This is a genomic window from Bacillus sp. 16GRE42 (assembly GCF_019837435.1).
GTDB classification, from domain to species: Bacteria; Bacillota; Bacilli; order Bacillales; family Bacillaceae_G; genus Bacillus_A; species Bacillus_A wiedmannii.
Window position 1 is genome coordinate 58,937 of sequence record NZ_JADAXF010000002.1, and the last position, 15,116, is coordinate 74,052.

Sequence of the window (15,116 nt, forward strand, 5' to 3'; positions counted from 1 at the left end):
TAAATGAGGTGACAACATGCCCATTACGAATCGATTTTCTACCACCACTAACGGCGCACTCGCAATTACAGGTAATACACTCGGGTTAAGTAAAATTAGTAATCAAAACCGTGCTGGTACAATCGGGGCAATTGGTGCATTCGTAACTACGAATACTGCTTTACAAGTAACGACTTTTCCTGCTGGTACAACATTAAACTATACACAAAATAGTTCTACCGCTATTTTGAATATCCCTGCTGGTAGTACTATTCTTTACGCAGAACTCGTTTGGGGTGGAAACTATTTATCTCGTGATCAAAACATTACGAGTGTATTAGGAAACCCCGTTTCTTTTACAACACCTGTGTCAACATACTCAATTACCCCTTCGGCTGTTACAGCTTCAAATCAAACATTCGTTTCTGGATCTGTCACATTTGGATTTTACACACGATCAGCGGATGTAACGTCACTCGTTCAAGCTGCTGGATCTGGATCTTATACAACAGGTTCTGTTCCTGGACTTGTAGATCCTTTAGACGCTTCTAATGGAGCCATTAATTCTGCAGGATGGACGCTTATTGTCGCTTATCAAAACGGTTCCTTACCCGCAAGAAATTTAACAATTTACGTAGCTGGTAACCGCGTTTCTGTAGAAACCGGTAGTGCAGATGTATCTGTCTCAGGGTTTTTAACACCTGCCGGGGGACCTGTAAGCGGGAGATTATTTTTAAGTTCTACTGAAGGGGATGCTGATTTAACTGGGGATCAAGCTTTATTTGGACCAAATTTCAGTTCATTAAATGCATTATCTGGGCCAAATAATGCTGTTAATAATTTCTTCGGTTCTCAAATTAATAATGCTGCAGGGAACTTAGATACAACTGGGACATTTGGAACGCGAAACCAGAGTGCCTCTACAAGTACAAATATCTCCGCTGGAAGACAAGGATGGGACATTACTTCCATTGATATTTCTCCTTATTTAACAAATTCCCAAGTATCTGCCTCAATTCGTTTAACTACTAACGGGGATGCATATATGTTAAATACAGTCGGTTTACAAATCAATATAAACTCACCTAATATACAAGCAACTAAAAGCGTGAATAAAAGTGTCGCTACAATTGGAGATATTCTAACCTATACAGTTACTGTTCCTAACACCGGGCTTCTTCCTGCAAATAACGTTACTTTTACAGATGTTCTCCCTAACGGTACTTCCTTTATACCTGGAAGCGTAACGATAGATAACGTACCACAAACAAACGCAAATCCGGTCGCCGGTATATCTCTGGGGACAATTAATAATGGCTCTTCTCGTACAGTAGCTTTCCAAGCGACTGTCGTTTCTCTTCCAAGTCAAAATCCTATCTCTAACACTGCGAATATTACATTTCAATATACACCGATTGCCGGAGGAACGACTTTTAACGGTCTTGCAACAAGCAACTCTGCAGGAACACAAATTAATCTCGCAGATATTAATGGAACAAAATCAGTTAACAAAATCTTTACTGACATTGGTGAAACGTTAACTTACAGTATTGCCTTAGCTAATATAGGAAATATCGCTGCAACGAACGTTATATATACGGATCCAATTCCTAGTGGGACTACTTTCATTCCAGGAAGTGTAACTGTTAACGGAGTTATTCAAGCTGGAGCGAATCCCGCTAATGGTATATCCATTGGAACCATTGCTGCAAATTCTACTACTACTATTTCATTTCAAGTATTCGTTCCTTCTATCCCCCAAACAAATCCAATATTAAATAGTGGTACAACAACATATCAATACATTCCTGTGCCAAATCAGCCTGCAGTAAGCGGGACTGATACGACGAATATCGTATCTACTCAAGTGAATAACGCTACTGTAACTATGGCAAAAGCAGTAGATAAAAATTTTGCAGATATTGGTGATACGCTAACGTACACTGTTTCCTTTACAGGTACAGGTAATACGAATGCGAACAATGTTATTTTTACAGATGTCATTCCTACTGGAACAACTTTTGTTCTCAACAGTTTAACAATAGATGGCACAACACAAGTTGGAGCAAATCCCGCTACTGGTGTGAATATAGGATCTATTCCAACCGGTACAACAAAAAATGTTTCATTTCAAGTAGTAGTAAACACAATACCCGTGTCAAATACCGTATCTAATGGATCCAGCGCTTCTTATCAATATACCGTCAATCCTAGCCAATCACCCACTACAAAAAACATTTCTTCTAATCTCGTTTCCACTCAAATTAACAATGCGAATTTAACATTAACAAAATCAACAAATAAACAATTTGCTACAATTGGCGAAACAATCAGTTATACAATTCTTATTACAAACAGTGGAAATACAGCTGCTACGAACGTGCAACTAACAGATCCACTTCCAAATGGAACGATATTAACTCCTGGTACTGTAACACTAAATGGAGTTTTGCAAAATGTAGATTCTCTCATTGCCTTACCTATCGGCACAATTCCTGGCGGAGCTACTGTTACCCTCTCTTTCCAAGTAACAGTCATCAATATTACCGCCCAAAACCCTATCATTAATAATGCTTTCGCGTCTTATCTATATACTGTAAATCCGAGTCTGCCACCAACTTCAAAAACAGCAAATTCTAATTCTGTTACATCAGCAATTAGACTCGCAAATCTTCATGCTTTAAAATCTGTAGATAAAACATTTGCGGAAGTTGGAGATGTATTAACTTATACCTTTGCTCTTACAAACGATGGAAATGTTGCGGCTAACAATGTAGTACTATCCGATTCAATTGCGAATGGTACTGCCTTTGTACCAAACAGCGTTACGATTAACAATGTTGCTCAACCAGGCGTTACACCAGCTAGCATCAATATTGGTAGCATCAATGCGAATACTACAATTACAGCTTCATTCCAAGTATTAATAACTAGCATCCCAAATCCAAACCCTATTTCAAATAGTGCCTCTATTTCCTATAACTTTATCGTGGATCCAAACGCTTCACCTGTAAGTAAGAACACTACTTCAACCACTACATTTACTCAAGTAAACGATGCAAATGTCATTTCAGTAAAAACAGTGGACCGAGCGTTCGCTACTGTTGGGGATATATTAACTTATACTATTCTTTTAACGAATGCAGGAAGTGTTACTGCTGATAGTCCAACTTTCGTAGATACAAATCCAGATGGAACTACCTTTATTCCAAACACCTTCCTTATTAATGGTGTATTACAAAATAACGCAGATCCGAACATAGGTGTTCCGTTACCTTCCATTTCTGCTAACGGTGAAATTACCGTTTCTTATCAAGTAACTGTCACAGCTTTACCTACACAAAACCCAACAATAAATTCATCTAGTACACAGTATAGTTTTATTCTAAATCCGGGAGATCCACCAACTATAGAAACATCTTTAAGTAATACTGTAAGTACACAAATTAATGTAGCAAATGTAATTATTTTCAAGGATGTAGATTTAACTATCGCCGATGTTGGGCAACCAATCACATATACAATTGCCTTGGCGAACCCTGGGAATACTCCAGCAAATAGTGTAGTTGTTACCGATATACTCCCTCCTGGTACGACTCTCGTACCAAATAGTATTTTTATAGGCGGTGCTTTACAGCTAGGTGCGGATCCAAGTGCTGGCCTTCAAGTTGGGACAATTCCCGCAGGTGGAATTACAACCATTGTTTTTCAAATTAGTGCAAATAGTTTACCTTCACCAAATCCAGTTCAAAACAGCGCTGCACTTCAATATAGCTTTATCGCAGATCCAAATTTACCTGCTGTTGTTAGAAACGCTACTAGCAATATCGTAACGACACAAATTAACACCGCTAATATTGTTGCTACGAAACTAACAAGTACAAACTTTGCTGATGTTGGCGATGTCATTACGTATGCTACGATTTTAACGAATAACGGTAATATCCCTGCTTCTAATGTAACATTTACAGATATCATTCCAGCCGGTACCATCTTCCTTCCTAATACTGTAACGATTAATGGTGTCCCTATAGCCAATGCAAATCCTGCTAACGGCATTCTTATTGGTACGATAGGAGCGAATTCATCACGTACTGTTGCATTCCAGGTTTTTGTACCAACTATCCCTAGTACAAATCCAATTACAAATCAATCAAGCACTACATTCCAATACACGTACGATCCATCCAAACCAACTGTCATGCAGATGGTGGCATCTAACACTGTACAGACAACTATTAATAACGCCTCGATTACCGCTACAAAATCTGCTGATAAACAGTTTGCGAACGTAAATGATATTATTACGTATACGACTACTTTAACGAATAATGGAAACACACTTGCATCAAGTATAATATTTACAGATGCCATTCCAAGCGGGACGTCTTTTATTCCTAATAGTGTAACAGTAAATGGGAATCTACTTCCTAATGTAAATCCAGCGAATGGAATAGCAATTGATCCAATAAATCCGAATGCAAATACGATAATTTCGTTCCAAGTGCAAGTAAATTCCATCCCGAATCCGAACCCAATCCCTAATCAAAGTAATACAGCATACCAATATGTCATAAATCCTAACTTACCTCCAACATCCGCCAATGCGTTAAGTAACGTAATAACAACTCAAATTAATAACGCTACAATCATCGCTACGAAATCAGTGAACACACCGACTGCTGCAATTGGAGATATCGTTACCTATACGATTGCAGTTACGAACACAGGAAATATCCCTGCTAGTGCTACAGTTTTAACAGATGGACTTGGACCAGGCGCATCCTTCATCCCAAATTCCGTTACAATAAATAACGTTTCCCAACCTGGATTAGACCCGTCATTAGGTATTCATTTAGACGATATTTCACCAGGAGGCACTACTTTCATTACATTCCAAGTGAAAATCCTCGCTATTCCACCTAGTGGAACTTTAACGAATAATGCTCTTGTAAACTACGAATATGCAGTGAATCCAACTGAAACACCAGCTGTTGGTAGTACCGTAACAAACACGACAGTTACACCGATTGTTGATGCTACTTTAGTAATAAATAAAAATGCTAGTACAACTTTTGCTACAATTGGAGATACAATTACATTCACTTCAGTTGTTACAAATACCGGAAATACTACTGCTAATAACGTTGTATTTACAGATACAATTCCCAACGGTACCGCTTTTGTCCCAAATAGCTTTAAAATAAATGGTGTAACCATCCCAAATGCAAATCCACAAAACGGTATTACTATTGGTAACTTGAATTCAAATGCATCGGTTACACTTAGTTTTCAAGTAAATATTACAACTCTTCCAAACCCTAATCCAATTCCTAACAAATCATCGCTTCAATATAGCTTTATTGTTGATATTAATGAGCCGCCTGTTTCACGAACAGTTCAATCCAATAAAACTTTTACACAAGTAAATACCGCTTCCGTTATCGCAACAAAAACTGCAAGCAGTGCATTTGCTGCTGTCGGAGATACAATTACGTATACAACTACTCTCACTAATAGCGGAAATACTACCGCAAACACACCTGTTTTTATCGATATATTACCACCTGAACTTTCATTCGTGCCTGATAGCGTACAAATTAATACGATCCCACAACTCGGCTTTAGACCAGATAGCGGGATTTCTTTAGACGCAATTCCAGTTGGAGGAACGACAACAATTAGTTTTCAAGCAATCGTCGGCTCAATACCAGCTACAAATCCAACGTTGAATCAATCCAGCACGACATATTCTATCATTGTGGATCCTACCCAGCCGCCAGTGACAGAAACAGCTACAAGTAATCCAACTTTAGTGCAAATTAACGAAGCAATCATCCAAGCAACGAAAAGTGTAGATCGTCTATTTTCTGACATCGCACCTGGAAATTCATTTTTAACGTATACGGTTTTATTAGAAAATATCGGGAACACGACTGCTACGAATATCATTTTTACAGATCCAATTCCAAACAATACAGTATTTATAGAAGATAGCGTTCGAGTAGGTGGAGTTTTATTACCTGGGGTAAATCCAGCAAACGGAATACCAATTGGGGATATTATTGCAGGAGATTTTACAAACGTCACCTTCCACGTGCAAGTAGTTAGTATTCCAAATCCAATTTTCACAATTGGACCTGGAGGTCCAAACTCACCGGTTGTAAACGGAGCTTCCATTGATTATCAATTTATGACAGGACCTAATTTACCACTTGTTTCACGAAGTACGACATCTAATTCTGTTTCAACACAAATAAATTCTGGAGAAGTTGCACTCATTAAATCTGTAGATAAAATGTTCGCAACAATCGGGGACTCACTTTCTTATACCATTTCTTTAAGCAACCCTGGAAATGTAGCATCACAAAATGTGATATTTACCGATATTTTACCTGAAGGCACAACATTTATTTCTGGAACTCTTATAAACGAATTAGGCACTCAACAAATTGGAAATCCAGCTAGTGGGATTCAGATTGGAAATATAAACCCTGGTAGTACGGTTGCTATTACGATAAACGTACTTGTTACAAACATTCCAAGTATAAATCCATTGTCTAATTTTAGTTCTGTACAATTTGCACATGTGGTCGATCCTAGTCAGCCTGCCGTAACACAAACGAATATATCTAATACAGTTTCAACAACCATTAATAGTGCAATATTAAATACAACAAAAACTGTTGATAAATCTATTATTTCCGTCGGTGATACACTTACGTATACGACTACTATTACGAATACAGGAAATACACCTGCTACAAATATAACTTTTACAAGTACCATTCCTCCTAGCACTACTTTCGTACCAAATTCGGTCACAATAAATGGCATCCAACAGCTTGGTGCACAGCCAGCACTTGGAGTAACTATACCAAATATCGCTCCAGGTGAAACAGTAACTGTTACTTTCCAAGTAAATGTTATTTCTGTTCCACCTTCAAGCTCGATTATGGGTAACGATACGATTTTATACTCTTATACTGTTGATCCAAACGGAACTCCTGCTACTACTTCTACTTCAACGAATATTGTTACAACCCCTGTATTAGATGCTATGATTACGATGATTAAATCAGTCGATCAAACACTTGTAACGCTAGGTGATACCATTACCTATACGACAACCTTAACGAATAGCGGTAATACAAATGCTACGAATATTACGTTCACTGACCTTATACCAGATGGTACAACGTTTATTACTGATAGCGTTACAATTGATGGCATCACACAAATTGGGCTTAATCCTAATACAGGCATAACAATTGGAGCAATTGCTCCTAACAGCTCAATAGCAATAGCATTTCAAGTTACCGCTACTTCTACTCCTGTTCAAAATCCTATTGCCAATTCCGCTAGTTCTTCTTACACATTTATCGCTGATCCTAATGCCCCTATTGTTTCAAGGAATGTTACTTCAAACACAGTGTTCACTACAATTAACACAGCTACCATTCTTTCATTAAAACAAGTTGATAAATCCTTTAGTCGTATTGGAGACACACTCACCTATACCGTCACTCTATCAAACAACGGAAATTCCGCCGCACAAAATGTTATATTCACTGATACAATGCCAAGCGGAACTACATTTATTACAAACTCTTTTTCTATTAATGGTATTCCCCAAAGCGGTGTGGACCCATCGAACGGTGTAAATATTGGGACTATAACAGCTGGGACTACAGTAACAGTTTCATTCCAAGTTACTGTAACGTCATTACCAACCGAAAACCCAATTGTAAATTTCTCATCAACATCGTATCAATTAGTCTCACCGCCTGATGCAGAAACTTCAATTAGCAATCCTGTTTCAACTCAAATTAAAGAAGCTATATTATCCATGACGAAAAATGAAAGTGTATCCTTTATAGACGTCGGGCAAACTGCTTTTTACACTACTTCTATTTCGAATATAGGAAATACAGATGCAGCCAACATTGTATTCACAGATGTATTACCGAGCGGACTCACATTTGTTCCTAACACATTAACTGTTGATGGTGTTTTACAACCTGACGCGAATCCGAATACAGGTGTATTACTTGCAGCACTTCCGCCTAATGAAATATATAGTATCGTCTTTCAAGTTATAGTGAACAGCATCCCACCTAATAATCCTGCACCAAATACAGCATCAACGACGTATGAGTTTACTGTTGACCCTGTTAACCCTCCCGTTTCAAGTACAGCTAATTCTAACACGACACTTCTTCAAATAAACAATGCAACTATTATTAGTACAAAAACAGCAAATCTTACTTTTGCGGATGTTGGTAATACAATAACATTTACACTTAGCCTTCCTAATACCGGGAATGTGGCTGCAACTGATGTTACCGTTATCGATATACTTGATAGTAATTTAAGTTTCGTTCCAAACAGTTTCACAGTTAATGGGCAAACCATTCCAACCGCTGATTTATCTACTGGTGTAAATATCGGTTCAATTAATGGTGGAAACACATCAATCGTCACATTCCAAGCCATCGTTTCAACCCTCCCAATCAACAATCCTATTTCTAATTCGGCTCTTACCACTTACCGTTATATTGTTGATCCAGATCAGCCGTTCATTTCAACTTCTAATCAATCTAATACAACGACAACACAAGTTAATAGCGCTATCCTTACTGCACAAAAAAATTCAAATGTGGAAACAGTAGATATTGGGCAAGATATTGTCTACTCCGTTACGATTACAAATAGCGGAAATGTTAGTGCGACGAATGTTATTTTTACCGACCTAATTCCAGACGGAACTTCCTTTGAACCGAATAGTTTTACACTTAACGGAACTACCATCCCAAATGCAGACCTAATTACAGGCGTTCCAATTGGTGATATTGCGCCAAACGAATCTGTCATTGTAACATTTCATATTAGTGCCGATGAAATTCCGCCTATAAATCCAATTACCAATCAAGCTAGTGTTAGTTTCCAACATATCGTCAATCCAGCTAATCCTCCTATTTCAAAAAACATTACTTCAAATAGTGTTACAACAACAATTGAAAGTGCCATTTTAACTACTACTAAAATCGGAGATAAAGCTTTTGCAACGATTGGTGATACGATTACGTATACAACTACGATTACGAATACAGGAAATATTCCTGCTAATAACGTTATTTTCTCAGACCCGATTCCATCGTGGACACAATTTGTTGCAGGATCAGTTATTGTTGATGGCACACCATTAGCATCTGCTTCTATCATTGACGGTATTGGCATAAATACAATCATTCCAAATCAAACTGTAACAATCATGTTCCAAGTTCAAATCACAAGCAACCCAACAACGTTCACACCTGAACTCCAAAACTTAGGATTTGTGAACTTCCAATATAACGTAGGAAATGCATTACAGGCTCAGCCTGGCAATGTGGAAACGAACGTCTTCGTTACTTCTATTAATTCAGCAATACTTTCAGCTGTAAAAACTGCTAATACTGCCTTTGCAAACATCGGCGACACGATCACTTATACAGTTTTAATTCAAAATAGCGGCAATACAAACGCTACGAATGTAAATTTCTCAGATCCGATTCCAGCAGGAACAACTTTTGTTGAAAATAGTTTTACTGTAAATGGAAGTACCATTCCAGGTGCAAATCCAAATAACGGAGTTACTATCGGAACCGTTAACGCGGGTAGTTCCTTAACTGTTACTTTCCAAGTCATAGTTACATCTACTCCACCTTCGAATCCAATTACAAACGTTGCATCTATTCAATACGAATTTATAGTTAATCCGGCCTCTCCCCCTGTTACAGGCACAATAACTTCTAATAGTGCTTCCACACAAATTAATAACGCGACTGTTACAACTGTTTTAGAAGCAAATCGTACAATCGTATCTATCGGAGATATCATTACGTATACAGCAACATTAACGAATACTGGAAACTTCCCTGCAAATTCTGTATTACTCATTAACGGAGTTCCTGAAGGGGCATTATTTGTTCCAAATAGTGTCACGCTTAACGGGATTTCACTTCCAGATGCAAGTCCAACTCTCGGTATTCCAGTTGGTATTATCGCACCAGGTGATTCTGCTACGATTACGTTCCAATTTCTTGCAAGTTCTATTCCACCGCAAGGAGCAATTATAAATCAAGCACTTACAAGTTACACTTATATTGTCGATCCAAGTCAACCTCCAGTTACAGCAACATCTTCATCTAATACGGTGAATACAGCTGTCGTTGATGCATCGCTATCTGTAATTAAAAATACAGATTCCCTCGTACAGTCTACTGACGGTACAATCACTTACACAGTAGTCGTTCAAAATAACGGGAATACAACTGCAAATACAGTTACTTTAACAGATTTGGTCCCAGAGGGAACTGCATTTATTCCGGATAGTGTGACCATTAATGGCGTTTCAGCTCCAGGTGCTGATCCAAACGTAGGAATCTCCTTAAACGCCATTGCACCTTCAGAAATCGTCACCGTCACATTCCAAGTTATCGTTCAATCCATTCCAAGCGCGAATCCAATTTCTAATATAGCCCGTATTGACTATACTTTTATCGCCGATCCAACTGCTCCTATCATCGCTCGAACCATTACGTCTAATCCAGCTTTCACACAAATTTCGGATGCGAATGTTCTTTCTTTAAAAGCTGTCAATGCACAACAAGCAACAACCGGTGACATTTTGACCTATACGATAACGCTAGAAAATACCGGAAATATTCCAGCTACTAATCTCATATTTTCAGATACGCTTCCAGAAGGGACTACATTCGTAGAAAATAGTTTTACACTTAACGGAACAGCTATACTTGGTGCAAATCCAAATGCAGGTGTTACTTTGCCTAACCTAGTAGCAAACGCTACTCACCTTATTTCGTTCCAAATTCTTATTAACGATTCATTCTCGCAACAATCGATTACAAATCAATCTAATACAACATATACAATTCAACCAGACCCAGGGCAACCGCCTATTACTGAAACATCTACAAGTAATATTGTCATTACAAATTTCGTGCAAGCACAATTGACAGTTACAAAAACGTCCAATCCAATCACTGTAGATATTGGCGGAACTATACTTTATATTTCTGAAGTGAAAAATACCGGAAATGTTGACGCAATAAATATTACTTTTACAGATTCTATTCCAGCTGGGACTACATTCGTTCCAGACAGTGTCACAATTAACGGTGTACTTCAGCCTGATGCAAATCCTGAAAACGGAATACCAATTGGAACGATTCCACCAAATAGTTCCAAAACGATACTATTTCAAGTACAAACAAATAATCCACCTACTGAAACCGAAATTGTAAATCAATCATCTGTAAATTACCAATATGTAAGTATTCCTACAGCTCCACCAGTGAATCGCTCTGCAAATTCTAATATTGTTACAACATCACTTCAAAATGCAAATATTATTTCTGTTAAACAGGCGGATGTTACTTTCGTATCCATCGGGCAACATATTACCTACACAAATACACTACAAAATATAGGAACTGTTCCAGCTAACAATACGGTGTTCATTGACAACATTCCAGAAGGTACTATATTCATTGAAGATAGCTTATCAATAAATAACGTGATTCAGCCTGGTGTGAACCCTGAAAATGGAGTAACCCTCGGCACGATACAACCAAATGAAACAGTCACTATTTCATTCCAAGTACAACTTACAAATATACCCGAGGGCAACACAGTCATTAACATTTCAGACACTTCGTATGAATACCAAATTGACCCTAGTTCTCCGATTATTCAGCGTAGATCATTATCAAATGCAGTAAATACTGAAGTGCGGACGGCAAATGTGAGTGCAATTAAATCCGCTAACAGATCTATTACACGCATAGGTCAAATCATCACATATACAGTCGCAGTTACAAACGCTGGTACAGTACCTATTACAAATACTCTCCTAATTGACGCAATTGCTGCTGGCACCACATTCGTTCCAAATAGCATTCTTGTAGATGGCATACCGAGACCTAACGAAAATCCAATTACCGGAATCACCCTTGATATTATCCTTCCAAACAATACAATTATCGTTACATTCCAAGTAAATGTAGTCTCTGCACCTTCTCAAAATAACATTAATAATATCGCCGTCATCCACTATGAGTATCAGCCAGACCCAAGCTTGCCACCAATTTCAGAAACGACATCTTCCAATACTACAAATATACAATTTATTGATGTGATTCTTATCGCTACAAAATCCGCTAATACAGTATTAGCTAATATTGATGAAACCATTGAATATACAGTACTCATTCAAAATAACGGATCCACTACAACTAACTCCATCTTTTTTACAGATACTATAGAGGATGGAACAGTATTTATTCCGGGAAGTGTAACAGTTAACAACACTGTACTTCCTGCAGCAGATCCAAATATCGGCTTTTCTATTCCTAATATCGCAGCAGATCAATCGACAACAATAACGTTCCAAGTTTCCGTTACGAATTTACCTGCTGTAAACCCAACACCTAATACTGCAAACATCGTCTACGATTTTATTTTCAACCCTGACTTTGCACCTATTCAAAAATCTACTACTTCCAATACTACTTTCGTCCAAATTAATGACGCTGATATCGTTTCACTGAAAACAGTTGATTTGACCTCTGTAGCAATTGGTGACATTTTAACTTATACAACAACTTTAACGAATACAGGAAATACGGATGCTACTTCTGTTGTATTTACAGACAATATCCCTGATGGAACAACCTTTATAAACGGTAGTGTGTTAGTAAATAATATCCCTCAGCTTAACGCGGATCCAAGTACTGGTATACTTGTAGGAACGATTGCTCCTAACACTTCTATCCCAGTCACGTTTTCCGTTACCGTGGTATCTCTTCCAGCTAGCAGTCGTATCCAAAACCAATCAACTTCTCGTTATACAATTAATGGCGAGGAACAAATATCAACTAGTAATATTACCTTCACTGAAGTTATTTCTGCTAATGTACTCGCTATAAAAACAACACCTATCCAATATGCTGACCTACAAACGATTATCCCTTACACCATTTCCATCACAAACAGTGGGAATATACAAGTAGAAAACATTATCGTTACAGATATCATCCCAGCAAATACGAGCTTTATAGAGAATAGTGTTATTGTGAATGGCACCGCTCGTCCAAATGACAATCCACTTAACGGGATACAACTTGATAACATTCCGTCTAATACGACAGCAACTATTCTATTCCAAGTACGGGTTACTTCAATTCCGCAAACAAATCCAATCTCTAACACGAGTACAATTGAATACCAATACACGTTACCAGATCGACCACCTATTACCGAAACTATTATTTCATCAGCTGCCGTAACAACAATTAATCATGCGACTTTGAATAGTAATAAAACTGTTGACCTAGCATTTGCAACAGTCGGTGACACGTTAACGTATACGATTACACTCAATCAAACTGGTAATGTTGCAGCAAATGATGTAGTCATTCAAGATATTATTCCTCAAGGTACTACGTTTATAGAAAATAGCGTCATTGTAAACGGAGAAACTCTTCCGGGAGTTAATCCAGTAAGTGGTATACCAATTGGTACCATAACTGTTGGCGGAAATGCTATCGCTTCATTCCAAGTGTCTGTGACTTCTATCCCAACACCAAATGAACTCAACAACAACGCAATTACTACCTTTAACTATATAGTCAACCCAAATAACGTACCTGTTACGAATGCAACTACAACCAATACCGTCACAACGACTGTCCAAAATGATAATGTCTTTGCTATTAAGTCTGTTGATGTAACGAATGCATTACCTGGTCAAACTTTAACGTATATAATTACGATTACAAATAGCGGTAATGTTACGATTGAAGACCTTCTTGCCATAGACACCGTACCAGTAGATACAGCCTTCGTTACGGGCAGCGTTACGATTAACGGAATCAATCAACCTAATGCAAATCCTGAAAATGGTATTACATTAGGAAATCTTGTTCCTAATGAAGCTGCTATCATTACTTTCCAAGTAACAATATCTTCTTCAACTCTTCAATCTGCAATCAATAACGATGCTTCTATTTCCTATACTGTTACCATTGATCCGAATGAACCGCCTATTACAATTACAAAGCAAACAAATACCGTTACAACAACAGTAGTTGATCCGATGGTTCGCATTGAAAAGACAGCTGATAAATCTATCGTAACAACAGGAGAGACCATAACTTTCACATTGGAAGTAATAAATCATTCACCAATTCCTACAATCAGTACTTCTGTCCTAGATATCATTCCAGCTGGTACAACATTTGTAGAAAACAGCGTAACAATTAACGGTACTCCGGTTCCAAATGTTCGTCCAGACACTGGTATTAATATCGGCGCTTTACCTGCAGATGGAGTATCAACGATAACATTTAAAGTTCTCGTCACTTCTATTCCTTCAAACAATACAATTGTCAATTCCGCAACAGTTACAGCAGCTTTCCAATTGACACCACAAGACCCGATTATTACTTTCATTGTTAATTCAAACATTGTACGCATACTAGTTCAATTTATAACTGCAACAGTAGTAAAAAACGCTTCCGTCAACTCAGCTTATTTAAACCAATATTTTGATTATACGGTGCGTATTACAAATACTTCTGATATTTCACTTTCAAATGTTTCATTACAAGATACCATTCCACTAGGTTTACAATTCATGAACGGCACTGTCTTTATTAACGGCGAACGCTCTCCACTAGCGAATCCGAATATCGGTTTCCTAGTCGCTACTAATTTGGAACCAAACGAAACAATTAGCGTGTTATTCACAGTACAAGTGATAAGTCCACCTGTTAATAATGAATTTAAAAACACGGCGGATATTTCGTTACAACTTCAAGTCTCACCTACCGACCCACCAATTACAGTAACCGTTACAAGCAACGAAAACACCGTCAACTTTATTCCAAAAAATCCTGATGAAACACTTCCAAATTTCAATTGTTTCTTTGACGGCGAACATTTTATACGCATTACCCCTCGAAATATACGAAATTACTTTTGGACTTGGATTTGGTGGCGTTAATTTAAACAAAAAGAGATTGTAGTTTGGTTGAACCCAAATTACAATCTCTTTTTTATTCCCTTTATCG

At 37.8% G+C, this 15,116-nt stretch carries 1 protein-coding gene; it reads left to right on the forward strand.

What is annotated here, in order from left to right:
* Positions 1-16 precede the first annotated feature (16 nt).
* Entirely contained in the window at positions 17-15,049 is a 15,033-nt protein-coding gene (locus ILS93_RS12585; RefSeq protein ID WP_222660634.1) for a DUF7507 domain-containing protein, read from the forward strand.
* Positions 15,050-15,116: the final 67 nt, after the last annotated feature.